The organism is Methanosarcina sp. 2.H.T.1A.6, from assembly GCF_000979455.1.
In the GTDB taxonomy this organism is placed as follows: Archaea; Halobacteriota; Methanosarcinia; order Methanosarcinales; family Methanosarcinaceae; genus Methanosarcina.
This window is the reverse complement of sequence record NZ_JJOY01000044.1, coordinates 17462-44337: the sequence shown is the minus strand read 5'-3', so window position 1 is coordinate 44337 and position 26876 is coordinate 17462. Positions and strand designations below refer to the sequence as shown.

Sequence of the window (26876 nt, the reverse complement as noted above, 5' to 3'; positions counted from 1 at the left end):
TGGGATATAACTTTTTGGATAAAAACCTGATTCAAAAATCGCAGCTCACTCCTCAGTTCCGGAGTTTTCTCCTCCTGGAATTTCCCCTCTTTCCGCCTCAACTCTGTCCAGTTCGTTGTGGATAAGGGTTATGCAGTGGTTGGAGTGAAGGGAAATGGGACCAACCGAGATAATCTGTGCTCCTGCTTCAAGAAGCTGTTTTTCCTCTTCTTCGGTAACACCTGTGTGGTCTCCCAGAATAAAAACAGGGTTTCGGATTTCCCCGGCAATTTCTCTGATATCCTTTCCGTCTTCTCTAAGATAGAGCAAGGTCCTCCCTTCAAAAGAAGCCAGCAGGGACTTTAAGTCTCCTTTACGGATCCAGACGCCAGGCGTGGACCGGGTATCCAGTTCAGTTGTATTTTTCAGAAGGGCTTTACTGATAAGCGAACCACTGCTTCTTTCGTCCGGGTTCAGGTATCTCAGGTGGAGCCCTTCAAACCTGATAATTTTTCCGGGCTCAGGCTCCCCCAGAAGAAGCAGGTGCACGTTTACATCCCTGCGCATTCCAAAAGAGAGAAAAAGGGCAGAGCTTACGCAGCGGCAGAGTATATCCATTCTTCCTGCAGATCCGGGGAGGTCATTTAAAGAAAAATCGCCGCTTGTCATTGCTTTATGCCCTATGATAATGATGTCACGCATGGGGCAGTATATTACGTAAGGGATATAAAAGATGTGTGCATGTCCACAGAATAACACATAACGTAAAGTGTAACAGAGATTGTATATAATAATTCAAACTAAAATTAAAAATCATAATTAACAGATCATAGAATTAACAGATCATAGGATTAAACGTAAAATTAACAGATCATAGAATTAAACATAGAATTAACAGATCATAGAATTAAACATAGAATTAAACATAGAATTAACAGATCATAGAATTAAACATAGAATTAACAGATCATAGAATTAAAAGATCATGATAAGGACGGGATAAGGATGAAGATACTCGCTATTTCCGACCCCCATGGGGATTATTCGAAGATAAAAAAGATCATAGAACGAGCTGGGGCCTTCGACCTTGCTGTGGTAGTCGGAGACATTACCAATTTCGGGCCCGATGAGAAGGTAGACGAGCTGGCTGAAATGTTTGATAAGCCTGTGCTTGCAATTCCCGGGAACTGCGACCAGAGGAGCATCCTTAAAGCCCTTGAGAATTCAAAAGCCGTAAACCTGCACGGAAAAGCTGAGCAGATTGGAAATATCCGGTTTATCGGGCTTGGAGGCTCAAACCCCACCCCTTTTAACACCCCTTTTGAGCTTTCCGAAGAAGAAATCGAAAATGCCCTTGAAGGAATGGTCTGCTCAGCCGAAAACTCAGGTGAATGTGGGACAATAGTGCTCCTGACTCATGCTCCACCTCACGGTGCAAGAGACGAGCTGCCTTTCGGACATGTGGGCAGTAAAGCCATCCAGAAGTTTCTGGACAGGGTTGACCTGATGGTCTGCGGGCACATCCATGAAGCAAAAGGCATTGAACAGGTCGGAAAAACAATTGTTGTAAACCCCGGAGAAGCCTGCAAAGGTTCCTGTGCCCTCATAACTATTGAAGAAACCGAAAACAAATCCATTGAGGTTGAATTCGTGGAAGTATAAAACAAGTTTTAGTCGGATTTAATCAGCCATATTTAATCAACCAGATTTAATCAACCGGATCCCAATCGGCTGGATCTCAATTATTCAGGTTCGACCAGGTTTTCGGAGTCATCGGTATAAATAATAGCGATTTCCGAGTACTCTGAACCTTTTAGTACTCTGAACCTTTTTCTCCTTTCAGGAGTATATTCATTAGCAAGAACATCCTTACTATCTAATTATATTTTGTTTCACATCACTTTAGATAATGTCTTCCCATATAATGGAGTGTACAGGATATTATAGAACTCACTTTAACGATATATAGAACTCACTTTAACGATATATAGAATTCACTTTAATTACATTATTTACTTGCGTATGGAATTACAGCCAGAAAAATCTGAGAGGTTGAGCTACGGACGTAATTAGCGAGTTCGGTTTCGATCCGGTTTTTGTGGATTTCCTGACAAAACTTGCCGTTGCATTTTTGATAGGGATCATGGTAGGTGTGGAAAGGGAACACAGAGGCCTTGAGCACGAGATTTTTGCGGGCGTCAGGAGTTACAGCATAACCTCTATAACAGGCATGCTCGTTGCTCTTGCAAGCGAATCGGCAGGTCCGGGTTTCGTTTACGTAGCCACGCTTTTCTTTGCAGCTATCTGTTCCATAATTGCCTATTCCAAGATATTTCTCTATAAGCGGATAGGGGTTACAAGTCCTATCACTCTTTTCTTTATTTTCGTGATGGGAGTCCTTGTTGGCTATGACTATGGCCTGTTTGCGATTGTCTCTTCAATAGTTGTATCTTTCCTCCTGATCCAGAAGCAGCCCCTTCACCAGTTTGCAGGAAACCTGACAAAAGAAGAGCTTTACAATGCCATACAGTTTCTGGCTGTCGCTTTCATACTTTATCCGGTGATGCCGGAAAAACAGTTCTTCGGGCTTGTAAACCTCAGGTCTGCAATTCTTATTGTGATTCTTGTTTCCCTGATCAGTTTTTCAAGCTATGTTCTCCTGAGAAAGTTCGGGGCAAAACGCGGCCTATGCTATTCGGGCTTTCTCGGGGGGTTTATTAACAGCGAAGCTACCACAGGAGCACTTGCAGGGCTCTCCAAAAGAACAGAGGGGATGACTGATCCCGTACTTACAGGAATTCTACTCTGCAATATTTCCATGCTCATTCGAAACCTTGTATTAGCCTTTATAGTTGATCCGACAGGCCAGACAACCCTGTTTATGCTTCCTTCCCAGCTTGTACTTATCACTGTTTCCATAGCAATAACTCTAAGGCATAGTAAGAAATTCTGCCCGATGGGCGGGGGGGAACTTAAGATTCAGTCGCCTTTTTCACTTGGTCAGGCATTTAAATTCGGTATTGCTTTTACCCTTATTCTCATCGTAGGAAACTTTGCTTATGACTTTGCAGGGACCGTCGGAATATACATAACTGCCCTTGGAGCTCTTTTCAGCAGTTCTGGAGTGATAGTCTCCGTAACCCTCCTTGCCGTAAGCGGAAATCTCTCCTACGAAGTCGCAGCAAATACTGCAGTGCTTGCAAGCCTTGTAAGTACTGTAAATAAAATTCTGCTTTCAAAGATTTCAGGTTCTGCGAGCCTTTTCTCCCTTGCTAAAAACGCATTCGGGATCATTGCAGTCACCGGGACCGCGGCTTTGCTTTTATGGAACATCCTATGAAGTGAAGCGCAAATATTCAGAAGTTGAGACTTAAACGCTTAATTTCAGTCTTTCTTCCGTATTTTTTTCCTTGCCTTGTGCGTTTTGTCTCCTTGTTGATCTTTTGGGGCTTTGCTTTTTTCCCTACCTTTTCTTCATCTCCTCATTTGAGAATGGTTAAGGGATTCAGGCACCTGACTGGAATTTGCAATCAAAACCGATACAATTTCATATGTTGGTTCTGAATGACAGAAAGACAACTTGAAAATGTGGTGCGAAAAAACAAGTTCACCTTGAATATATTTCTATTGTATCGGAGTACTACATTATATATAGAAGTTCAGTTTGATCACTGAGTTATCATAAAATGTATGAAATATACTTGATAAGGTACAAAAGCTACTTAAAACAGTACATAAGTAGTTTAAAAAGCATAATGGACATCTAAAATAATATAATATTTACTTAACTGTACATAAAATATATTTATATGTGTCGAAGGTTAAACATAGTATTGAATGAAAAAGTACCTCTGGTAAATCTTCAATTGAACACATAAACCATTACCATAAACCATTACCATAAACCATTACCATAAACCATTACCATAAACCATTACCATAAACCATTACCATAATCCTTACACAAATCATTATTAAATGTTCAACAAACTATTAACAAACAACTTTACAAACCAAAAATATACATAGGTTATATTAACAAGTACTTAGAACTGTAACCCTTAATTGATGAGACTCCGGATTGTGAATAAATTTCCGCAGTTTCATGATAAAAAATACGTGGGGAATAAAATGAAAATGAAAATCATTGTTCTGCTTCTAGTTTTAAGCGCAGTTTTGTTCTCAGGATGTGTCGGGGATGAACAACCCTCCCCTGAAGAAAACGCGACACCTGAAGAAACAGTAACCCCGGATGAAATTGCAACTCCGGAAGAGACGGAAACACCGACAGAGACTGAAACTGAAACTCCGGATGAAGTTGAAACCCCGGTAGTAACGGAAACAGAGGAAGAAGTAACTCCGGTAGAAAATGAGACTGAAGAAGGACCGACAGTTACCACACCGGATATAAGAAAAACTCCCTATACTATAAGGTTGGACAATTTCAGGGCATATCCCTCAAGCCTTGATATCAAAGAAGGAGAAACAGTTGCCTGGATAAACTATCAGGACAGCCCGAGGAGAGTCTTTACCCTTACCAGTGAAGAAGACCTCTTTGAAGACGCGAGCCTTGTGTACAGGCGTTCCTTTGCGTATACCTTCAATGAAACCGGGACTTATACCTTCACCATTATCGGGCAGCCCAGAATGGATGTCAATATAACTGTGAACGAGCTCTGAATAAGTCTTCAGAATAAGTTTTCTGAAGGAACTAATGGATAAAATATCTCGTAAAGCTTATACAGGCTTCATCTGGAAAGGTGGCAAAACTTTCCAGTAAACTTATTTTTTTTCAGATTTTAACTCTTTGCCGCTTATTTCCATTTCTGATAACTTTCCCCTTCCTCATCCTGAATAAACAAGGCTTAGAGGTAAAAAGCCAGCTAATATGCCAATTAGCTAATATGCCAATTAACCGTATTTCCGGAAATTAGTTTTTCAGGGTAAAAACCGTAAAATCGAGTACAGACAAACTATTTTTTAAAATAAAGCTTATTATAAGAAGGTGTTATTATTTAATAGGGCTTATATTGAATTGGGAGTAAAAAAGTAAAGCTTACGCAGGGGGAAGTAATAGTGATAAAAAAGCTCATTCTGCTCCTTATAGTCCTGTCAGTGTTAGTGTTTGTCTACCTGAATTGGGGAGGAAATCAGGGGCAAGAAGAGGACGGCCTGGAGGATTCCGGCGGTTCAGGCGGTTCAGGCGGGACGCAGATTCTTGAAGAAGTGCAGACACCGGAAGAGGCAATAACGTCAGAAGAAATGGAAACGCCGGTGGAAACGGAAACATTAGAGGAAGCGGGGACGCCGCAAGAAACTGAAACAGCCGGAGAGGGAGGAACACCTCTAGAAACGTTAACTCCGGGTATGGGGGATGAAATTCAAGACGAGCAAACCGAAAACGTGACCGATGACAAAGAAGCCGGGATTGTGCAACCTGCTGGAACCGAGCCAGAAACATACCTTGTAAGGCTCAAGAATTATCTATTTATTCCCTCCGAGCTGGAGGTCAATACAGGGGATATAGTTGTGTGGAGAAATTTTGAAGAATCCATTGTCTTTACCCTGAGCAGCAAGGAAGGGCTTTTCGCGGATCAAAGGCTTGGATACGGAAACACCCTGAAATACACATTCAATGAAACCGGAAGCTACAATTTCAACGCACGTGAATATCCGAACATGCAGATGACCATCACTGTAAAATAATATCCCAAAGTATAGCAGCTTTAGATGATATGTAGAACTATAGTGGAAGGGACAACAAAAATTTCGGTTCCGGTCCCGCCTCCGGACGCAAATTTCCCTCCCTCGGCAGCGCCGGTGTTCTATAACCCGGAGATGGAATTGAACCGTGATATCAATGTTGCAGCAACTGCAGCATTTGTGGAGAGGCTTCTTTCGAGAAAAGACATACCGAGAGAGGAAATCCGCTACGTTGATGCCTTTTCAGCATCAGGAATCAGGGGGCTAAGGATCGCAAGGGAAGTCGGAATACATGCGACCATGAATGACTGGAGCCCTGAAGCCTTTGAACTGATAAAGGAAAATATAACAATTAACGGGCTTGAGGAAAAAGTTCAGGCTACACGCAAGAACGCAAATGTTCTGCTTCATGAGCAGAAATTCCATATCGTGGATGTCGATCCTTTCGGAACTCCTGCGCCTTACCTTGATGCATCCGCAACTTCGGCGCAGAGCATGCTCTCGGTTACTGCAACAGATACTGCTCCTCTCTGTGGCGCCCACCTGAACTCGGGAATCAGAAAGTATGCAGCCGTACCCCTGAATACGGAATATCACAGCGAAATGGGCTTAAGGGTCCTGCTCGGAGCCTGTGCCAGAGAACTTGCAAAACACGAAAAAGGGATGTTGCCTCTGCTTTCCCATGTCACGCGCCATTATGTTCGTAGTTACATTGAAGTGCTCCCCGGGACTAAACAGGCTGACAGGACCCTGAAGTTTATGGGATTCAGTATTCATTGCCCTAAATGCGGGTTCAGAGGTTCTGTCCATGGGCTTGCCGTCCATATTGACCGGGAATGCCCTTCCTGCGGAGCACTGACAAAGATTGCAGGACCTTTGTGGCTTGGGCCCTTCAAAGAGCCGGAGTTCTGCAACGAAGTGCTTTCTGAGCTTGAAACGCGCCCTCTGAACACGAAAGATAAAGCAAAAAAAATAATTACATTCTGCAGGGATGAACTCGACATTCCCATGTTCTATGACCAGCACGTTATCTGCAAGGGACTTGGGGCTTCTGCAACAGGTATCGAGATTCTGATAGAGGCCCTTAAAGCCAGCGGGTTTGAAGCCTCAAGGACTCATTTCAGCGGGACCTCTTTCAGAACAGATGCTCCCGTAGCTGAAATAAAGAAAATAATCCTGGAGCTTTCAAGATGAAGAGAATATTCCTTTGAAAACCAGATGTAGAAAACTGTTCCATCATTATATAAACTATTAAAGAATAATAAAAGCCTGAGCTCAGACCCGGAAATAATCCGCTAAAAAACTCAATGTGATATCATGTCCGACGAAGACGCAGAAAAGTTGTTTTTGCAGGAAAAACCCACGCTTGCACTGCTATTTATAGGTTCGATGGGAAAAACCTATGCCTCGGTTATTTCAAAGGAGATAGACTCGACATTTGCCCATACTACGAGAATCCTTTCGAAGATGGAACATTCCGGACTTATAAGATTCACATTTGAAGGACGGATAAAGTTTGTCGAACTTACGGAGTACGGAAAGGAAGTAGAAACTGCCCTTAAAGAGTTCCGGAATATAATTGCAGAGGGATCTCCTTCAAGAGAAGAATGCCTGAAATCGGGAGAAGAGGGGCAAGAGGAAAAAAGCAGACAAGGCGAAGAAACGGAAGGCAAAGAAATCGAAGAATGGGGAGAAAAACCCGAAAGTGAGAATGCAAAAGACCTTGATCCTCTAAGTATTGAAATCCTTGAAAAGGTCAGGAACCTTAAAAATAAAATAGAGAGCATCCACAGGGAAGCAGTTGAGAATGGGCAAAGTAAGGAGATGGTTTCCAGAAAACTTGGTCCTTACAGCCGGGATATCAAAAAACTGCATAGCCAGATTGAGAAGGCGGAAACACCTGTTGACGAAACAGTAGATTCAGCCCTAGAAGAGACAGAAAGGCTCCTAGAATCTTACCTGAAGAGCTCAATACCGGAAAATACTTAATACGGCAGGCACAGGTAGAGAAAGAATAAAGCGGCAGGAAGAAAATGAAAAAAGTTGTAACCCTCCAGCATATTTATGGAAAAAACCGGGACAGAATGGCTGAACTCCTGAAAAGCCTGGTTGAGAATGAATTGAAAGACCTCGAGGTAAAGGTTGAGGTTTCTATTACCCCGGAAAACTGGGCAGAGTTTTCCCTTGAGGGCGAAGATGACGTGGTGTCAGCAAATATCCTGACATCCAGGTACGGAAGTCCTGTAAAAAAAGCCGAAATTGGAAAGGTGTACCTGGGTTTCCTTCAGGCTTTTCCGGAAGATGCTTTTGTAGTTAACATCGGTGTCCCTCTGCGCATTGAAGCTGAGGAGCTCAAAGCACTGGGTAGCGGAAAACCTAAACAGCTTGCATCGAGATTCGGTTTGGTTTCTCACCTGCCGGTTGAAGTTGAGGTCTTTGAGGGGAACAAAAAATTAAAAGCTCGCCTCACCAAAAAACAGCTTGACATCTGGTGGGGATGGAAAAAAGCAAGCACCGACAGAGTTGTCATTAATGGTGCTACCCGTTCGGAGATAAAAAACGCAATAAAAAGGACAGGGCACGGCAGGGACATTTACGAAATCGAGCGCCTGGGGCTGCTTGAACACGCAGTTGTGTGCCGCGAAAAAACGGACGGGCCCGGAATCGTGGCAGCAATAGGACCTCGCCTTAAATCCGAAATTGGAGTCGTAATAGGAGATTCCAGTTAACTTTCATTACCACGCATTCACCTGAAAGGAAAACCCAACCTGAGTCCGAAAATTAGGTTTTCCAGTATAATTTTTGTGAGACATTTTGCGTTAAAAGACTTGTTTCTTAAAAGGCAGATTTCCGGATAAAAATTATTCTGTAAAACTGTAAGTATAATAAAATAATTCATATTGTAATCTCAAACAGACAGCGCGCGTGTCCGGTTCCATAACACTCGGTTTCCAGGACGCCGCACTCTTTTCCCAGTTTTTCTTTAAGGATTCCTTCAATGATGCCTTCTCTGAGGGCACAGAAGGGTTTTCCTATTGCTGGCATGGACCTGGCTTTGAAGTCATCTTCGACCTGAAGCACAGGAGAGCTCCCCATGAGCACCGAGACCCGACAGTCTCCATGAAATTCCATAAAACCTGCAATCTCATTAAACAGGTCTTCAGGAGTACTGGATTTAAAATTAGTAGAGAGATGCTTGCCAATGTCTATTCCAATCATCCTGACAACAGGGGCATTATCAAGCCCGTATGCTTCAAAACCAAATCGCATTACATGAATAAGGGCTTCCATAAAGCGGAACCTGTCGTTTCCGTTTGCAGCAACTGTTTCCAGCAGGCTGCTGTAATGCCCGATAAATGGTTCCTGGGAGCAGCCCATGTAATGAGAGGTCAGGGAATAAATCTTCTTGCGTCGGTCTTCAGGGTCAGAATTTTCTTCAACAAGCTCGCATGATCTGAGATTATTAAGATGAACTGAAATGGTTGATTTGGCTTTTGCCGTATATTTTACGATTTCGTCAAACGATTTTGGCTCTTCCCTGAGTAAATTCAAGATCTGGAGTTTAACAGGGCTGTCTACGGCTATGAGCCCTCGTTCGGTATAAAAGAATTCAGTTTTGGTCTCAGGTTTTGCCATAATATCTTTAGATAAGTTGTATTTTGAATATATAAAACGTTCGCGCGACTACGAATAATCAATCAGTATATATAAAAATGCCTGTATAAAAGAACCCGCCGAAAAAAGACCATGAAGAACGGGAAGAGGAAGGCAAAGTAAAATGCTAAAGCAAAATGCTAAAGTAAAGTTATAAAGTAACGTGCTAAAGTAAAGTGAAATAAAGTAACGTGCTAAAGTAAAGTGAAATAAAGTAACGCGCTAAAGTAAAGTGAAATAAAGTAACGTGCTAAAGTAAAGTGAAATAAAGTAACGCGCTAAAGTAAAGTTATAAAGTAACGTGCTAAAGTAAAGTGAAATAAAGTAAAGTACAGATAAACTAAAAATATAACTCCAGCCAAAAGACATAGGAAGAAAAGGGTACTGCGAAAAAAGTGCCAGAATTTTTCAAAAAACCATACTCCATAAAAATAAGGCAAAAAATGCCAGCCTGTTTACAGAACAATTTTTGATAAAGCAACGGGGAAACCACATGGGATTATTCGCAAGGATGGAAACAGTATTCAAGTCAAAGATGAACAAAGTGCTTAACAGAATGGAAGACCCTAGAGAAACGCTTGATTATTCCTATGAAAAGCAGCTGGAACTGCTGCAGAACGTAAAGAGAGGCGTTGCAGAAGTGACAACCTCAAAAAAACGCCTTCAGCTCCAGCGGGCAAAACTGATTCAGAGTAATGAGAAGCTTGAGAAGCAGGCCCGGGAGGCGGTTGCTGCTGACCGTGAAGACCTTGCAAGGATGGCTCTTGAGAGAAAAGCAGCCCTCCAGCAGCAGGTCGATGGGATTGACAGGGAAATTGCGGAGCTCGAAAAACAGGAAGAAAAGCTCATTGCCTCGGAAAAGCGACTTTCTACAAAGGTCGAGATCTTCAGGACAAAAAAGGAATCCATTAAAGCTCAGTACTCAGCAGCTGAAGCCCAGGTAAAGATAAACGAGTCTGTCACCGGGATCAGCGAAGAGATGGCAGATGTGGGACTTGCACTTGAGAGGGCCGAAAATAAGACTGACGAAATGAAAGCCCGCGCCGAGGCAATTGACGAGCTTATGGAAGCCGGCGCACTCGAAGACCTTACAGGTGGCAGGGACGACATCGAGCGCGAACTTGCAAAAATCAGCACCCAGAGCAGTGTCGAATCCGAACTTGCAAAGCTTAAAGCCGAAGCTGGAAAGGGACCTGAAAAAGCGAACACAGGGGGAGAAAGCAAAGGTCCGGAAGAAGGAAAGGAGGTGTGAAAATGATAATCAGGATCATGGGAGAAGGCCAGTACCGGGCGCCTGAAGCCCTCTGCGATGAATTAAACCAGATCGATAACAGAATTGTAGCCCTTGTTGCGGAAGGAAATGCTGAGAAATTCAGAACAGAACTTGCGAAGATGATTTCTGAGATTAAGGAGAAAGGGGAAGCACTTGGCGCGGAAGAAATCTTGGAATCCGACATCATTGTACCTCCGGAAGACCTTAGCTTTGAGGAAGCAAAAGCCATATTTACAGGGGAAGGGATTTTTGAAAATTAAGGAGCTGTGATTCCCCTAAAAATGGATCAGGAGTCTCTGTTCAATCAGAAACTTCTAAAAAGTAGTTGACTGGGTACCATGAGCAGTTTCCAGATTATGCTGGATGCTGCTCTGGAAAATTGGTAATCCGAACGGCAAAAAGTAACTGGCCTTTTTTCAGGCTGTATTACTTGACTATTAACTGACAATCACCGTGACAATCACCTGACAATCACCGTGACAATCACCTGACAATCACCGTGACAATCACCTGACAATCACCTGACAGACAATCACCTGACAATCATTACAGGGACTTTTGAGTGCCTGAGGACATTCTCTGCCACACTGCCGATAAGGAATCTCTGGACTCCTGTCAGGCCCTGTGTGCCCATTACTATCAGGTCAATATTACTCTCCTCTGCATATTCAAGGATTTTTTCAGCCGGAACACCTTTCAGATACATTGGCTCCACTTTAACTCCGGCTTCTTTTCCAAGGTTTTCTACATAGCCAGTTGCAACCCCTCCCTGATTTGCAAGATATTCTTCAAATGCCTCAGTCCAGCCCATAACTGTCCGTGCAGTTCCGGCGTGCTCGGTAGAAACAACATACAGAGCATATACTTCAGCCCCTGTTGCCCGCGCAATGTCTATTCCATAAGAAGCTGCTTTTTTGGCGTTTTCTGAACCATCCGTTGCAATCAGGATTTTTTTGAAAAGATTTCCACTCATTTAAGCTACCCCCTTTAATATTCTAATTAAAAATATACAGGTATTACTATTAGAATTCCATCCTGAATGGAATAGTCCTGAAGTTTCAGGCCGTTTCCCTGATTCTTTCCCTAAATTTAAGCGTAAATTTCGTACCTTTTTCCCTTTCAAGGTCTATTCTCCCCTCTATCTGGTTCACAAGAGCATTTACAAGCTGCAAACCAAGGGTTTCCGTGTTTCTGAAATCGACATCTTCGGGAAAGCCCTTCCCGTTGTCTGCAAAGATAAGAGTAAATTGTTTATGCATATCCTTACCTTTATCAGGAATCTTCGGAATAGGGGTTTTACCTGAGATTTCCTTTTCGTTTACTGCTTCTCCGGTTCCTTCCCCGAAAAATTCAACATTTATTTCCCCTCCTTTGCCCTGGGGAAAAGCATATTTGATGGCGTTAGTGAAAAGTTCGTTGATTATAATGCCCAGAGAAACTGCTGTGTCAACACCGAGAAAAACTTTTCCTACATTGAGGTTTACCCTGATAGCTGAACTCTCTGTACTGTATGAACGGAGGAGATCAGCTATTAACTTGCGGATATAAGACGAGAAATCAAGAATGTCAAGGTTTCCTGATTCATAAAGTTCTTCGTGTATAAGCGACATTGAAACAATTCGGCTTTTACTTTCCCTGAAAGCCTCAATTACCTTTCTATCACTGAATTTCTCGGCCTGCAGGTCCAGCAGAGAAGAAACTATTTGCAGGTTATTCTTGATCCTGTGGTTTATCTCTTTTTTCCGGAGCTGCTCGGCTCTTTCAAGGGCTTCTTCTGCAACCTTCCTTTCGGTAATGTCAATGACCACCCCCTGAAAATGAGTGGCGCGACCTTCTGCATCCCTCTGGATGAATGTCCTCTCATCGACCCAGCGCAATTCCCCTTCTTTTGTGCAGATCCGGTATTCCATCTTGAAACCTTCGCAGTTGTCTTCTACGCAGCTGTCAAGCTGTTCCTGGACATTATTTAGATCCTCCTTATGGACAATATCGCCGTAAAGGATTTTTCCGGAGGTGAAGTCTTCAACCTCATACCCAAACTGTGATACATTTTCAGACACGAAATCCGCAGGCCATTTTTCCTCGTTTCGCCATAAAAAAACGACTGCAGGACTGTTATTGATGACTGTCCAGAACACTTTCTGCACCTGGAGGGCTATTTTCAATGCCTCCTCACTTTCCCTGAACATACTGCAGATACCCGGCATCATCCCGAACTCCTCTGATACTTCTGAAGCCTCTCCTTTTTTCCTTTTGTAGATCGCGGCAAGCTCCTTTGGAATTACTTCTTCAAGTTCATGCATCGAATACCCTGAAGTTTTTTGATCTTGAGAGTGGGCAGCTTTCCCGGAGAAAAGCTCACTGCGGTCCTGAAAAGTCTGGCTTACATCTCTAAAATAAGCAGGGTTCGGAACTTCCTCGAGTAATGATTCTAAAAAATGTATCCTGTCCTGTAGTTCTGCATCAATCCTTTTACACTTCTGGACTTTACGAACCAGAGACAGGACATACCTTAAAAAACGTACTTCTTCAGGGGCAAACTCATCCGGCCTGGTTCTGTAAAGCGTTACAACTATACCGGGTTTTCCCTGGATTCTTATAAAGACACTGATCCCGCCGGCAAGCTCATCTAACTTCTCAGGCTGTCCAATACATCCGATTTCCTGAATCGAAGGCTGATTTTCCGGAAGGTCAACGCCGTCGTGAGAAAACGTGATAATTCTGCAGAATTCGGCTTTGAGAGCAGAAACTATCATCTCTGCAGCCCGGTCCGCCAGGTTTTCAGAAAATGCGTCTTGCTGCTTTTCCTGCGTAAATAGTGTTTTCTTTCTTGCTGTCATGGAGGCAAGATCCATTCCGTGGATATGTACACATTCGTTTTCCGCCGGATTAAAAGTGAGTAAGTATTCTTTGTTATTCTCTTTTACTTCAATGTTTAAAGCTTCTTTCTTTCTGATCGTTTTCCGGACGAAAGGGAGAATTTCCAACGGAAGTTTTTGTCCAGGTTCGATTCTCCATATTTCCAGTAAAGGAACTGATGCTTCGTTTGCGTAAAGTACAATTCCATCTTTTCCAGTTCTCATTATGGGATAAGGGTTTGTAGAGAGGAGATTATGCATCCATTGAAGCTCATTCCCTCCACTTTTCATTACAGTAATAACTATGCCAAACGCCCCCCGTTTGCTACCAAATTATATCTTATTATGCGTATATATTGATAGATCTGCATAAAAATGATCTCAGGTAAGAGATATTTATTAATAATGTGATAATTCAATTCCCTGAAAATGGACAAAATGTTTAATTTCATGATGAAAAAACAGGTTAGATGCTGAGAATTTCTATTTTCCCTGCAAATTACCTACTTTTAAATGGCATAATGGAATAAATGGCATAATGGAATAATTTTTATGGGCTGCATCTACTATTAAATGGAAATGAAAACTTGCAGGAGATAAAACTCTGATAAAAAACAAAAATTCGATTTGAATTTAAAGTTTCATCATATTCAAAATTCTTATCGTTTAGAGTTTTTTATCTTTTAGAATTCTTAGGAAAGTTTTGATCGAAAATAAGGTTTTGATAAACTCAGGTGATAATTCTTGTCAAAAAAACAGGTAATTTGTATATTACTTCTTACAGTTTCCCTTCTCGCTTCAGGCTGTATGGGGGAAGACGGAACAAAACTATCAATTTCGGGCAATGATACCGAAATAAATGTCAGCCTTCCCGAGCAATCCGAAGGCAACTGGTGCCCTGTAGGTTCTCAGGTCCAGGTTAAAAATCCCACCACCGGAAAAGCCCTTAATATGAAAATTACCGGCACCGAAGAGTTCGAAAACAAAACCCTTTGCAGAGCCATGATCGAAACCGGCAGCGAAGATAACACCACCAGATACGAGTACATGTGGTCACAGGACAAAAATACCACGATCTGGACAAAGTACGGCGAGGACGGAAATATCTCAATAAGATATATCTACACGGATGGTAAAAAGACAATCATTGATGGAGCAGGAAGAACACTTGAGTTCGGGATAAAGGCATAAAGAAACGACATTATCCCCCCTCTTCAATTTATACTTGCAAATAATTTCTTAAAAACTCCAGAGTATCCCATAACCCTAAATATATATTTACCTCGATATTAATGCATTTGGTTTATATGATAATTGTAAAAACTAGTAAAAACTACTAAAAACAGAACAAAATAAAATTGCAATAAAAAAAAGTGGGTTGCCTGAATGTTGCCAGAAACGGCCGTTCTCTCTTTTTCCTCCGGTTCCTTCCAGATCCGCCTCTTGATATGGCAGGTAGCCGGATTGCTGTCCTGAAACTGCTGTTTCCTTGTTTGTTTCCGACACCCGCTTGAAACCAGTTCTCAGATTGCAAGAGGGTGGTGTGAATGTTGGCCAGAAGCCTTGCGAGCTCCCTTGTTTGTTTCGACACCGGTGCTGGGCGGCTAGAATGTTAACCAGAAACCCCTGGTGGACTTCCTTGTTGGTTTCTGACACCCATGCCTTCTTTCTCGGGGTTTCAGACTTCGAGGTCTGCCCCAAGGATTCTCGCTTCGACAGATCCTTCTTCAGCGCTCGGCCTTCCGATAGCGGTTCCGAGCAAAACGATCCAGCCTACAGGAAATAGTATCAGCAGAAGGCTATAAGCGGCAATCGCTGTCACTATCGATTTTCCGGCAAGCTTTTTCAGAGTATCCATTGGTACTCCACCCCTGGCGTGGTTGTCTTTTTATTGTTTTTGTCGTTTCGATAGGTGGGTAATTTTTACCCAGTCTTACCCAATGTCTTCGATATTGTGCGTAGTACACAATAGCATACAATACTATACGAGTCTTGACTTATATAGATTTTCCAAAAATAATATTACTGTATGTATATTTTTTGTACTGATTAACAATGATAGATCACCGGGGCAATTTTTCATGTTTTATAATATTCTTTCATATCTCTTCATGCAATTGTTATTACCCCCAAAAAAATACTAGATTTAAAGTTTTCCGTCGGTCTCCCCTAAGTTGCCGCCATAGGTTCATTTTCCCTGAAAAAAATTCTTTTTCCTGAAAACTTTAAACGCCATGTCGCCCTAACCGTTAAGTACACATGACAGGCAATTCTGATGAGATCAAAGCAAAAAATACATCTGATATTGATATAAAGACTAAAAGAGACAGCGAGAACATGCCAGATACTTTTATTAATAGTATGGATAACCAGGACTCCGGTCCTTCTCACCAGGGCTTCGAAAGCCAGGCAAATGTTGTTATAGTTAGATATGGGGAGCTTGCTCTTAAAAGCACAGGCGTTCGGAACTGGTATGAGAAAATTCTCATGAAGAACATTGCCGCAATGCTGGATTCAAGAAGCATTCCATATTCCCTGATACGGAGAGAATGGGGCAGGATATTTATTGAGACGACAGATCCGCGGGCAGCTGGAGCGGCAGCAGACGTTTTTGGGGTTGTCTCAACTTCTTCTGCATTAATCACAGAACCAGACCTTGAGAGCGCAGCCAGGACCTGTGCTCTTCTTGGAACATGCCTCATTCGGGAAGGAGAGTCTTTTGCTATCCGGGCTAGAAGAAGCGGAAACCATTCTTTCACTTCAGCGGATTTAGGGAGAAACTGCGGAGACGCTGTCTGGAACGCACTTGAAAAAGAAGGAAAACATCCCAGGGTTGACCTGAGTTCTCCTGATAAGGAAATTTTTGTAGAGATGCGGCAGAATCTGGCTTATATTTACCTGGAGACGGTTAAAGGAGTTGGAGGACTTCCCCTCGGCACACAGGGCAGTATGGTAGTGCTGATGTCCGGAGGTATCGATTCCCCTGTCGCTGCATGGCTGATGATGAAGCGCGGTGTAATGATTATCCCTGTTTACTGCAATAACTCTCCTTATGCAGAGGATGCGGCAAAGGAACGTGCTTTTGACTGCATCCGCCAGCTACAGGCCTGGGCTCCAGGGCACCAGTTCACAACTTATGAGCTCCTCCACGGTCCAAATCTAGGGGCTTTTATCGAAACATGCGACCGAAAAAACACATGCCTCCTCTGCAAACGTATGATGTACAGAGAAGCCTACGAAGTTATGAAAAAAGAAGGCGCAAGTGGGATTATTACTGGCTCTTCCCTCGGACAGGTAGCCTCCCAGACTGCTGCCAACATGCATGCCGAAATTTACCAGCTTGCTATCCCGATTTATCACCCTTTAATTGCCTTTGACAAAAGCGAGATCGTGGATATTGCCCGTAGAATTGGAACTTATGATATATCTACAAGGTCAGCCGGAAGTTGTGCTGCGGTTCCGGAGCATCCCGAAGTCAAGGCAAACTATGACCTCATAGTTCTCGAGGAAAAAAAGCTTGATATTGAGACTATGGTTGGCGATGCTTTGAAAGCTGCAAAGGTCCTCAAGCTCTAATTAGAGCCACGAGCTTTTGAATAGAGAATTTTAGCATTGAGCATAGCTTTAATTCTCCCTCACATTTTTAATTCCGTCGGCTTATAATTTATATATATTTTCATTTTATACATATAAAATTATATAAATCTGTAATGGTTTATATAAGATCTCTTACATTTAATATTCTGGGCGTTATACTTCTAATGGAGTTCATAATCCAACCTCCAGTTCAATCCACAGGTTCAATCCACAATCACAACTTTTATAATGCAGTTAACGCCCCCAATCCACAATCACAACTTTTATAATGCAGTTAAAGTCCCCAATCCACAATCACAACTTTTATAATGCAGTTAAAGCCCTTCTCTTTATCAAGCCACTATTCAAACCACACACATCCATTTTTTATCTAAAGATGTATAACTTTCTTTAAAACGAAGTGATTTAAAAAATTATTTATTTCTACTCCTGCTAATCTATTCTATGAATGGCTTTTCTCGCTCAGACCCAAAAACTTCCCGAGTACGAACAGTTTTACTTTTATTCACTATTACAAGTTTCCTGTTGATGACCGCCGGTTCACTGTATATCGATATGTACCCTGATAATCCCGGACCAGGCGAATTTCTTGTAAACACCGCAGGTCCTGTATTCTGGATCTTCTGTGGCATCTGGCTCTTTTTTAATGTAGTCACTATCCTGAACTCCAGACGCTAGAATCCCTATTAGAATTTTTTTAGCAGGCTGCTCCAGGCAAGCTGGAGGGGGTACATTATAATGGTTTGGTTGAAAAGCGATTTCCAGAGCAGGATAAATGTTTCTTAGGTCAGGTGCAGGATTTATCTAAAATACAACCGGCTTTCCGCAGATGTCCTTTCAATTTTCACAATTTTTTCTGCTATCGTTTTTTCTGAAAAACTTCATGTTTAACTAAACATATGTTTTTGATATTTTCCAAAATTTGTGGCTTTTTGCCTTCATTGAAAACTTCCAGCATCCATTTTCCTAAGCTTCAGTTGAGATTATAACTGCAAATTTTAAAATAAATCTCCAAAAACGATGGCAGGAAAAATGTTATTTTTTTGAAGACATCTGCGGAAAGACAGATACAAAGCAAAAAACCGAAAAATGCCATTCTCAATTATTTTTACTATGTTGAATATATCAACCGACTTATAAGGGTCTACCAGTGAGGTTTTTGCTCTTAAATATAAAGTGGACTGCTTCCCCTTCCTTCCTCCTTTTATCTTTCCCCAAAGTTAAATAGATTTCTCTTACTTTTCTTCATTTACCCTTCTCTTACTTTTCTTCATTTACCCTTCTCTTACTTTTCTTCATTTGCCCTTCTCGACCTGTGTTTATGGAGAGCTATTTCTATATTGCTGAAAAGGTCCTCTTCTTTGAAGGGTTTTGAAATATATCCTGAAGGCTCTGTTAGTTTTGCCCTCTCAAGAGTTTCAATGTCAGTATAGGCGGTAAGGTAGATAACAGGTATTGAAAAGCGTGATTTGATAATCCTGGTTGCCTCAATCCCATCCATGTCTCCCTTCAACATAATATCCATCAAAACAAGATCAGGATTCGTAAGCTCTGTTTTTCTTATTGCCTCTTCCCCCGAAATAGCAGTCGTAGGAACGGTATACCCCATGTTTTTTAACCTATTTCTAATGTTCAGAGCCACTATATTCTGATCTTCAACGACCAGAATCTTTGCTTTGTACATTATTTCCCCCCGTTTTTATTTTTTCATCTTCCGGGATATGTTCTGATTTATTAACCAGTTGACCCCACGTTTTTATCGAGTTTGATATTTATCCCCGTCGCGAATTATCTCAGGCTTATTCTTTTTCTCGCCTACTAAATACATACGACCTGTATTTCCGGAACAAATATCCGCGAAAAATTTTCATCCCATGCAGCGTTGGAGCAGCAAAACTCAGATAAAATCTGCGTGGCATACCTTTTAAGAACGGTCGCATACCATTTAAGAAAGTTTATTCTATTTTTGAGAAACATGTATCCGTTTTAACCGGATACAGGCTTTATTTAAGGTGTATTGAAGAGTTTTATTCGTCATTACTGGAACTCTCAATCTCTTTTTTTTCGGCTCTGTGTTTATGGAGCGCCATCTCAATATTGCTATGCAGGTCCTCTTCTTTGAAAGGCTTAGAAATATATCCTGCCGGTTCTGTCATTTTAGCCCTTTCAAGGGTTTCATCGTCAGTATAAGCTGTCAAATATAGTACAGGAATTCTAAGGCGGGTTTTTATTTCACGGGCAGCTTCAATTCCATCCATGTCTCCTTTCAACATGATATCCATCAAAACAAGATCCGCACTCGTCAGCTCTGCTTTTCTTATTGCTTCCTCTCCTGTGGATGCAGTGCCGGGTACCGTATAACCCAGATTTTTGAGTTTATTTCTGATGTTTAGAGCGACGATGTTCTGGTCTTCAACAACCAGAATTTTTGCCTTTTTCATTGTATCTCCCCTTTGATACTGGATACTTTTTCAGATGACTGGCAGGTCTCCTTAAACCAGATTTTGAACTTAGTCCCCGAACATATTTCAAGTTCAATCGTGCCCTCCAGTTGCTCGACAAGTATATTTACCAGTTGGAGACCCAGAGAGCTCGTGTTCCTGAAATCAATATTTTCCGGAAAACCCAACCCATTGTCCGAAACTACCAGTGTGTACTGGATATTTTTATCCACTGAACTCTTATCATCAATATTATTAATGATCTTACTTATACTTTTATTCTCACTATTTTCTTCTGTTCTGCAGAGTTTGATGCAAACTTCACCTTTCCTGCCTGATGGAAAAGCGTGTTTCAGAGAATTGGATATAAGTTCATTGATAATTATCCCGAGAGGAATTGCAGTATCCATTCCCAGAAAAGTCTCTTCGATGTCGAGCTGCATATTGACATCCCCTTTTCTGACTGTGTATGAGTGGAACAGGTCCGCTGTCAGTTTCTGTAGGTAAGCTGAAAAATCCAGGGTTTCGTTATTTTTTGACCTGTACAGTTCCTCATGAATTATTGCCATTGTAGCAACACGGTTCTGACTCTCACGGAAAGCTTCGAGAACTTCTATGTCGTTAAACTTCTCTGCCTGAAGTTCAAGGAGGCTTGAGATTACCTGCAGGTTGTTCTTTATCCTGTGATGTATTTCCTTTTTACGGATTTCTTCCACTTTTGCAAGAGATTCTTCAGCTTCTTTTTGTTTGCTAATATCATAGGCTGTCCCCTGCAAAATTCTCTTTTTGCCCGTGGGATCGGAAACATTCTGGATAATCTCACGGACCCACCTTAGTTTTCCATCCCTGTGCCTTATCCGGTACTCGTGTTCTATAAGGAGTAAGGGGTCGTTTACCAATCTTTCCCTATTTTCAAAAAGCTGTTCTCGGTCTTTGGGATGAACAATCTGGTACCAGTCAGCTTTTCCAAAGATGAAGTCCCCTCTTCTGTATCCTGTAGTTTCTTCTATATTGCCGTCTACGAGAATCGGGGTGAAGTCAAGTCCCATCTGGAAAGCAATTCCTCTGAAGTTTTTCATGAAGGACCTGTAGCGCGCTTCGCTTTCTTTCAGTTTTTCTGAAGCCAGTTTTATGCCTGTAATATCTTTCATTACACCGAAAGACTTTCGAATGCTTCCGTCTTCGTTTCTCTGGTAAACCCCGCTGTCTTCTACATGGATATAACTCCCATCCTTCTTCCTGAACCTGTACTCAATACGGAACTTATTTTCTTTTTCTTGAAATGTCCTGAGTTCACCAAGTGCTTTTTCCCTATCTTCAGGATGAATATGGTTTGCCCACGAAACATTGTCAAATTTGTTAAATTCTTCTGCCGTATACCCCGTGACATCCCGGATGGCTCCTGCCCACTTGATAATATTCCCCCCGTGGTCATGTTCAAACACTATCTGTCCGGTCTGTTCGGCAGCTATTCTGAACCTCTCTTCACTTTCAAGGAGTTTTTCCTGGGCAGATCTCTTTTCTGTGATGTCTTTTATCACTCCGGCTGCCAGATACACACGGCCTTTTTCATCTTTCAGGCAAACTCCCTCATCCTCTACATAGAAGTAACTTCCATCCTTTCTCCTGAGCCTGTAGTTCTGATGGAAATCTCCCCCACGCTGCAGGCAATATTCGTGGGCAGACCTTATCCTCTGGAGGTCTTCCGGGTGGATCAGGTTCATCCACTCATTAACCCTAACTTTCTGAAACTCCTCATAACTATATCCTGTAATCTGCGGAATTGCTCCTGCCCAGTCAATTTTGCCGTCCGTGAAATTTTCGTAATATAAAAGCATTTTAGTTTTTTCTGCGATCAAACGGTAGCGGCTCTCACTCTTAACCAGTTCCGCATGGGCAAGTTTTCTATCAGTGATATCTTTTATTACCCCAAGAACCCTGCATATATCTCTGTTATCGGCTTGCAGGTAAACGCCGCCGTCTTCAACGCATATGTAACTTCCATCTTTTCTTCTGAATCTGTACTCTTCAGAGTACTTTCCCCCATTTTTTATGCATTCTTCGTGGGCTTTTACTGCTTTTTCCCGGTCTTCAGGATGGACGTGTTGAGCCCATACTTTTGGAGTGAAGCCCTGAAACTCTTCACAGCTATATCCTGTAAGTTCTTCAATTGCTCCTGCCCAGGAACTGTGATTATTTTTAATGTTATAATCATAAAAGAGTTGCCCGGTCTGTTCGGCTGTTATGCGGAATCTCTCTTCGCTTCTTTCAAGGATTTCCTGGGCAAGTTTTCTTTCTGTAATATCCTTTATCACTCCGACAATCCGGTAAACCTGGGAAAGGTCTATCTGAATGTACACGCCGCTATCTTCTACATGGAAGTAGCTCCCGTCTTTCCTTCTGAACCTGTATTCTCCAAGGTATTTCCCCCCATGTTTCATACACTTTTCATGTATTTTCCATGCTTTTTCTCGGTCTTCCGGATGGACGTGTTCTATCCAGCTTTCCAGATCTACCTGTCTGAACTCTTCAGGGCTGTAGCCTGTAAGTTGTGGGATTGCTCCCGCCCAGTCAATTTGTTTTGATTCCACCTCATAATCATAAACTAGCTGCCCTGTCTGTTCAGCAGCAATCCTGTATCTCTCCTCACCTTTCCTGAAATATTTTTCAGCTTCTTTGCGCGGGGTAATATCCAGCATTACGCCCACAATTCCGGCAACTTCTCCGGAAATGTCCTCGTAAGTAGCTTTATGGAACAGGAAATCTCTGCTCACACCGTCAGCGCAGATAACTCTGGTCTCATAGTAATGGCTTCCCCCTTTCTCGATAAGTTCCCTGTCATGTTTGTAATAGATCTCAGCCAGCTCTTTTGGAACCCTCTTCTGAAACTCGGAGTATGATCCCCCTATGACCATCTCCTTTGAAAGCCCCATGATTTGCCTGGCAAAACTCTCGTTACAGTTTACATAATTCTCATTCAGATCCCTCTTAAATACAGGGCTTGGAATGCTGTCAAGAAGTGTCTCAAGAAACTGGAGATTGTTCCGAAGGATTTTTTCAATCTTCTTTCTCTCGGTTACTTCCTGTGCAAGTTTTTCGTTTGCTTCTATATACTCAAGGGTCCTTAGCTCAACAAGTTTTTCCAGTCTCTCATGCTGGGACCTGAATTTCTCTTCAGCCAGTACCCTGTAACTTATGTCAAACCCATAGATGTCTATGTATTCATCTTCTGAATGAGGATAAAGCTTTAGAGCATATGTAGCATTCTCTATATTGATTTCAAGGTTCTCAGGCTTTTTTTGTGCGAGAATCCTTCTTATACCGTGCCTCAGTGATTGAGGGAGCTCTTCTCCTTCTTTTATACCCCAATGTTCAAGAAGAAAACAGGCTGCTCTATTGGCATAAAGAACCTTTCCATTCTTTTTTATCCTGAGGATAGGGTTAGGGTTCTCCGAAGGAAAATACTCTATTATTTTTTCGTGCAGCTCTATTGAGTTTTTATGTTCTAATTCCCCAGCTTCTTCTTTTTTTACAGGAAAGCTGTTACTTTTAATAACTTCCAGTCCCCCATTTTTCACTTTTTGCCTTAGTCTTAGATCTCAGAGCGAGAATCATATTTTTGCTTAAAAACAGGGTTAAAAATAGCCTTTTGCGGATCTTCCCATTTTTCCGCTATTTGCACCCTTCAATCCGACGTATCGGGGTTTTATTGTAAAAAAATATACGCTGGTCTGTTAGGTATCCATTATTTAAAAAGTATATGATGTGTCCCCGGATTTTGTACAGTTTAGATCCGGATATTATTAAACCGGATGTTCTTCAGATATCGTTTTCCCGGAAAAAACTTCAATGAGCTTTTCTGAGAGTGATTAATTTTCCGTATATTACTTCTTCTGCCGGAGGATGAGCATCAAGAAAGCAAAAGCACAGAAAATAGGATGAAGAGAAATAGGGGCGTAAAATACCATATAAATAGAGGCGTTTAACTGAAAACCTCCCCCTTTAAAATTAATCTTGTATTTTATAGTCGGCCAGGGGAGCTTCAATTTTCCCTGGCCAACTGAGGGGGTTATTCTAGCGTGGGATTTCCCAACAAATATTTCTAAAGAGTTATTTGTATTTAATTCTTTGCATTTTTTATACTGTGTTGCATTGAATCTCTCCCATTTTCGGTATCATAAAGGGTCAATTTTTCTTCAATCTCTAATAACTATTTAAATAACCGATTAAAAAAATTAATGATGTATTATGGTCATATTAATTATCATTTTTATCTATTTGAGCTCAGCAGCCAGTATCAAATAGTCTGAGATTCTGCCTGCTGAAGACAATAGAAGTAATCGCTGCACATGGCTGCAGCCTGCCAGCCAGATAAAAAAACAACACGTAAACCGCTGCTGCTATTTAGGGAGATCCACGACTATGAAGAAATACCCAACATAGGATGAAAAATACTTCTCTTACAGCGGAAACCTCTTTTTAATATACGGGTTCCGGGAAGCCACCGCTAACTTGCCTGGCAGTTTGTAGAAAACGAAGAAAAAAAGTAGACGGAGTGACGAATATACTTGAAAAAGGCTATTTTTAAGGTAGAGTTTTTGAGGTAGAGTAATTCTGCCCTGTTCATCCTTAAGTTTTTTCTGGCCAATTTACTTTTTCTGGCTAATTTTCTTACAGGTTTTTTCTATCCTCGGGAGGACCCCGGGCTTTAGATTTACTTTCTTAGTGGACTCGGCGGGATTTGAACCCGCGGCCTTTACGTTGCGAACGTAACGATCTACCCCTGATCTACGAGCCCTTTTACGAAAAAGAGAATAGTGAAAAAAGATTTTCCGAACACAGGTGTCCGGTTCTTTTTTCCTTCTCAGATACGGTAGAGTTCCAGAATCTGGACGTTTTCGACACCAGAAACTTTTACAAAGGCTTCTTCTACGGCTTCGGTTCCGCCTTCTTCGTCGTTAACGATCAGCGTAAGAATCAGAGCCTTTAATCCAAAGGCTATTGGCTCTTCAGCTATGTCCCCGTGAAGATCGGCTCCTGCCGGAATTGCGGCTTTGAGCTTCTCTTTCAGCTCTACAAGGTCGGTGTCAATGCTTTCTGGCATGATTTTCATTTTTGCTGCAACTTCGCCCATTTCAATCCCTCTTATATGTTAATTTTGATGATTCTATTGACCAGTTTCAAGCTGTTTTCACAATGCTCTTCTGGATCTTTTGGCACTCTTCCCAAAATCACGGAGCTTTGAATCCACATTTAGGACAGGTATATACGTTACCCTGCTGCCTGCAGCTTGTACATCTTCCGATCTCTGCTCCGCACTGGGGGCAGGGAAACTTCACATAGCCTTTTTCCACAAGACGGATTCCGCATGAGGTACAGTATTCAATTTTCTGTGACGACATTTTTCTTCTCCTTAATATTCCTTATTCTTTTATAGTGAACTAAAATGAATTAACCGGTGAATCAGGCACTTTTCAAAAGCTTCAGTATCCTGCTTTTATCGGCACCTGTATTAACATCAACAAGTTTGATGAACTGAATGTAATGATGCTTTTTGGACACGGCTTGCTTCTCTCCCTAGTCATATACGATATACAATTTAAATATTCCCCTTTACCGCCGTACAGGGCACAGGCTTCCCGTACACTGCCTGAATTACCCTTTCCGGAAATTTACCGTTTATAATTCTGCACCCCATCCTGTTTTTCTGAAGGAATCCGGGCAGGAAAGGGTCTATACAACTTTCAAAGTTTTCTGAAAAGTCAGAGGTGGAAATTTCCCTGACCAGTTTTCCTTCCCTGAAAATCCCGTCAACATCCGTAGCCTTAATGAACAGGGCTCCTGTCTGCTTCGCAACCCAGGCAGCGATTGTGTCCGAAGTTACGCTCCAGGAATGGGGCAGAGGGTCTTCTGCCTTCAGCAGCCTGTAGGGAAAAAGAATCGAAACGCCGGGAGGCAATTCCGTTATTGAATCCGTATCCATTGCACCGCTTTTGTCCTGCAGGTAGCAAGCGTATTGCTCCATGCCAAGCACAGCCATCCAGTGAGCTGCGTCGTCTCCAAGTCCAAACTTCCCGTCAGCTCTCCTTACGGCATCTGCAAATACCCCTCCTCCGGGTACGATAAGGATGGAATAATTAATCTTTTCGGAAACCTGCTTGTCAGGAGCAGTCCCTGAATGTCCGGAACCAAATTCTTTTACGAGCCTGTTAATAAGTTCTGGAGCTTCGCTGATCAGGCTTCCTCCTACTTTGATAACTACCCTCATAGCTTTCATTGAGATTTCTCATTCGTTAAGGTTTTTCTCCATTTATAGCTTTCAGTTACTGTTAATTTCTTCAGGGAAATAGATGTCCTGAAGCTTCAGTTTCCTGGTTTTTCGGCATCCAGTAAGCGGGCGGCAGCATATGCCGGAAATACCTTTGAGATCTCTTCTCCCCATCGCCCGGAAACAGATATGCATTCAAATCCAAGTCGTTCTGCAGCTTCCTTTATCATAAATTCCCCCAGGCCCGCTGATGCAATCTTCTTAAGTCCATTTCTTTCCGCAACTTCTAAGATAGCTTCAGCCAGGGTAGAGATCTGTTTATCTTTTACCTGCTCTGCGATCTCGTATAATTCCCTCTCCCCTACCTCTGAAAGGTCTGCACAGACCAGCCTTGCAATTCTGCGCATGGCATCTGTTTTGCTCCTGCCTGCCCCATCGGCAGTCTCACATGTGTATGTATCTTCATCGATTTTCCCGAGTATGAGATAAGCATCTGCGGTCGTTGCAAAGAGTTCCGAGGATGTCCTGCAAATGCCTTTCTCAAGCTTTACCTTCTCAAGAAGTGCGGCAAGGTTTGTTCTGAGGGTGCCTGCGTATACAAGTTCGCTCCTGAGCAGGCGTTCAAAGTCTGTAAGCCCTGCCCTGTGTTCCCCTGATATGATCGGAATAATATCGCTTGTGGTACTGCCAACATCAACAAAAATGCAGTCTCCTACCTCTTCCCCTATCAGCCTGGCTGAGGCTGCCCAGTTCGCGGCAGCAAGCTCCCTCAAGTTCTCAGCTTCATTCTGGAACCTTCCCTGGCTGTTTATATACGAGACCTTTTCGGAGCCGAAAGCCGAATCAACTGTTTCTTTTATGAAGCGGATGCCCTGCTCTTTGTCTTCAAAACAGTCCGCGAGCTCTCCTGTCATCACAACAGCAACTCTTTCAGGCCTTAGCCTTTGCGCAATCTCTTTTAAGACTTCCGGAAGCCTGGTATTTTTCCAGAGAGGCAGGTAGTGAAGTTCCACAAGAGTCCCGTCCGAGGAAGCAAGCTTTGTGTTCGCTCCTCCAATGTCAAGCCCTATAATTTTTGAATGCATTTTGATTCCTTTCCGTGT

General features: G+C 42.3%; 24 protein-coding genes and 1 tRNA gene. 12 read left to right on the top strand and 13 right to left on the bottom strand.

Going from position 1 to position 26876, the window contains the following annotated elements:
• Nucleotides 1–45: 45 nt before the first annotated feature.
• The gene (gene trmY, locus EO98_RS12865; RefSeq protein ID WP_048138936.1) at nt 46–681 is read right to left on the bottom strand and encodes a tRNA (pseudouridine(54)-N(1))-methyltransferase TrmY; all 636 of its coding nucleotides are present in this window, start codon (nt 679–681) and stop codon (nt 46–48) included.
• A 303-nt stretch (nt 682–984) separates the two neighbouring features.
• On the opposite strand from trmY, the gene EO98_RS12860 reads away from it, so the two are divergent.
• The 7 genes from EO98_RS12860 (at nt 985) to EO98_RS12830 (ending at nt 8411) form a co-directional block, all read left to right on the top strand.
• Nucleotides 985–1641: a metallophosphoesterase family protein gene (locus EO98_RS12860; RefSeq protein WP_048138939.1), complete on the top strand. Its 657-nt coding sequence runs from the start codon at nt 985–987 to the stop codon at nt 1639–1641.
• A gap of 436 nt (nt 1642–2077) precedes the next feature.
• Complete coding sequence (locus EO98_RS12855) at nt 2078–3319, top strand: MgtC/SapB family protein (protein WP_048138946.1); 1242 nt, start codon at nt 2078–2080, stop codon at nt 3317–3319.
• 791 nt (nt 3320–4110) lie between these two features.
• Nucleotides 4111–4659, top strand: a complete 549-nt coding sequence (locus EO98_RS12850) for a hypothetical protein (RefSeq protein ID WP_048138949.1) — start codon at nt 4111–4113, stop codon at nt 4657–4659.
• Between the two features lie 396 nt (nt 4660–5055).
• Nucleotides 5056–5685 (top strand): cell surface lipoprotein, encoded by a 630-nt coding sequence (locus tag EO98_RS12845; protein WP_235283515.1) that lies wholly within the window; start codon nt 5056–5058, stop codon nt 5683–5685.
• Between the two features lie 24 nt (nt 5686–5709).
• The gene (locus EO98_RS12840; protein ID WP_048138953.1) at nt 5710–6876 is read left to right on the top strand and encodes a tRNA (guanine(10)-N(2))-dimethyltransferase; all 1167 of its coding nucleotides are present in this window, start codon (nt 5710–5712) and stop codon (nt 6874–6876) included.
• 123 nt (nt 6877–6999) lie between these two features.
• Entirely contained in the window at nt 7000–7671 is a 672-nt protein-coding gene (locus EO98_RS12835; RefSeq protein ID WP_048138955.1) for a MarR family winged helix-turn-helix transcriptional regulator, read from the top strand.
• Between the two features lie 44 nt (nt 7672–7715).
• Nucleotides 7716–8411: a DUF2110 family protein gene (locus EO98_RS12830; protein ID WP_048143793.1), complete on the top strand. Its 696-nt coding sequence runs from the start codon at nt 7716–7718 to the stop codon at nt 8409–8411.
• A 166-nt stretch (nt 8412–8577) separates the two neighbouring features.
• On the opposite strand, the gene EO98_RS12825 is transcribed toward EO98_RS12830, so the two are convergent.
• On the bottom strand, nt 8578–9318 hold the full coding sequence (locus EO98_RS12825) for a V4R domain-containing protein (protein WP_048138959.1): 741 nt from the start codon (nt 9316–9318) through the stop codon (nt 8578–8580).
• Between the two features lie 511 nt (nt 9319–9829).
• Between EO98_RS12825 and EO98_RS12820 the strand changes: the two genes are divergently transcribed.
• Nucleotides 9830–10588 carry a PspA/IM30 family protein gene (locus EO98_RS12820; protein WP_048138962.1) on the top strand — a complete coding sequence of 253 codons (759 nt, stop codon included), beginning with the start codon at nt 9830–9832 and terminating at the stop codon, nt 10586–10588.
• Nucleotides 10589–10590: 2 nt separating this feature from the next.
• On the top strand, nt 10591–10869 hold the full coding sequence (locus tag EO98_RS12815; RefSeq protein ID WP_048138967.1) for a hypothetical protein: 279 nt from the start codon (nt 10591–10593) through the stop codon (nt 10867–10869).
• A gap of 272 nt (nt 10870–11141) precedes the next feature.
• Here EO98_RS12815 and EO98_RS12810 read toward each other — a convergent pair whose 3' ends face one another.
• Together EO98_RS12810 and EO98_RS17550 are read right to left on the bottom strand one after the other, a co-directional pair.
• The gene (locus EO98_RS12810) at nt 11142–11582 is read right to left on the bottom strand and encodes a universal stress protein (protein ID WP_048138969.1); all 441 of its coding nucleotides are present in this window, start codon (nt 11580–11582) and stop codon (nt 11142–11144) included.
• An 85-nt stretch (nt 11583–11667) separates the two neighbouring features.
• Nucleotides 11668–13692 (bottom strand): histidine kinase dimerization/phosphoacceptor domain -containing protein, encoded by a 2025-nt coding sequence (locus EO98_RS17550; protein ID WP_156161133.1) that lies wholly within the window; start codon nt 13690–13692, stop codon nt 11668–11670.
• A gap of 519 nt (nt 13693–14211) precedes the next feature.
• Here EO98_RS17550 and EO98_RS12800 point away from each other — a divergent pair.
• Nucleotides 14212–14658, top strand: a complete 447-nt coding sequence (locus EO98_RS12800) for a hypothetical protein (RefSeq protein WP_048138971.1) — start codon at nt 14212–14214, stop codon at nt 14656–14658.
• A 487-nt stretch (nt 14659–15145) separates the two neighbouring features.
• Here EO98_RS12800 and EO98_RS12795 read toward each other — a convergent pair whose 3' ends face one another.
• The gene (locus EO98_RS12795) at nt 15146–15325 is read right to left on the bottom strand and encodes a hypothetical protein (protein ID WP_048138975.1); all 180 of its coding nucleotides are present in this window, start codon (nt 15323–15325) and stop codon (nt 15146–15148) included.
• 503 nt (nt 15326–15828) lie between these two features.
• Between EO98_RS12795 and thiI the strand changes: the two genes are divergently transcribed.
• Together thiI and EO98_RS18525 are read left to right on the top strand one after the other, a co-directional pair.
• Complete coding sequence (gene thiI, locus EO98_RS12790; RefSeq protein ID WP_156161135.1) at nt 15829–17043, top strand: tRNA uracil 4-sulfurtransferase ThiI; 1215 nt, start codon at nt 15829–15831, stop codon at nt 17041–17043.
• 549 nt (nt 17044–17592) lie between these two features.
• A complete protein-coding gene (locus EO98_RS18525; protein WP_156161132.1) occupies nt 17593–17742 on the top strand; it encodes a hypothetical protein in 150 nt (49 codons plus the stop codon).
• A 607-nt stretch (nt 17743–18349) separates the two neighbouring features.
• Here the strand turns inward: EO98_RS18525 and EO98_RS12780 are convergent.
• The 8 genes from EO98_RS12780 to EO98_RS12745 all read right to left on the bottom strand — a co-directional run bounded on the left by EO98_RS12780 (nt 18350) and on the right by EO98_RS12745 (nt 26858).
• On the bottom strand, nt 18350–18748 hold the full coding sequence (locus EO98_RS12780) for a response regulator (protein WP_048138979.1): 399 nt from the start codon (nt 18746–18748) through the stop codon (nt 18350–18352).
• 343 nt (nt 18749–19091) lie between these two features.
• Nucleotides 19092–19505, bottom strand: a complete 414-nt coding sequence (locus EO98_RS12775; RefSeq protein WP_048133072.1) for a response regulator — start codon at nt 19503–19505, stop codon at nt 19092–19094.
• Nucleotides 19502–23083 carry a PAS domain-containing protein gene (locus EO98_RS12770; RefSeq protein WP_048138981.1) on the bottom strand — a complete coding sequence of 1194 codons (3582 nt, stop codon included), beginning with the start codon at nt 23081–23083 and terminating at the stop codon, nt 19502–19504. Before EO98_RS12770 ends, EO98_RS12775 begins: the two co-directional genes overlap by 4 nt.
• Before the next feature lie 1148 nt (nt 23084–24231).
• Nucleotides 24232–24303 (bottom strand) — tRNA-Ala (locus EO98_RS12765).
• Between the two features lie 66 nt (nt 24304–24369).
• Nucleotides 24370–24639 carry an elongation factor 1-beta gene (locus tag EO98_RS12760; protein ID WP_048138983.1) on the bottom strand — a complete coding sequence of 90 codons (270 nt, stop codon included), beginning with the start codon at nt 24637–24639 and terminating at the stop codon, nt 24370–24372.
• 97 nt (nt 24640–24736) lie between these two features.
• The gene (locus EO98_RS12755; RefSeq protein WP_048133068.1) at nt 24737–24907 is read right to left on the bottom strand and encodes a zinc finger domain-containing protein; all 171 of its coding nucleotides are present in this window, start codon (nt 24905–24907) and stop codon (nt 24737–24739) included.
• 197 nt (nt 24908–25104) lie between these two features.
• Entirely contained in the window at nt 25105–25773 is a 669-nt protein-coding gene (locus EO98_RS12750; protein WP_048139052.1) for an amino acid kinase, read from the bottom strand.
• 95 nt (nt 25774–25868) lie between these two features.
• Complete coding sequence (locus tag EO98_RS12745; RefSeq protein ID WP_048139054.1) at nt 25869–26858, bottom strand: hydantoinase/oxoprolinase family protein; 990 nt, start codon at nt 26856–26858, stop codon at nt 25869–25871.
• Between the last annotated feature and the right edge of the window lie 18 nt (nt 26859–26876).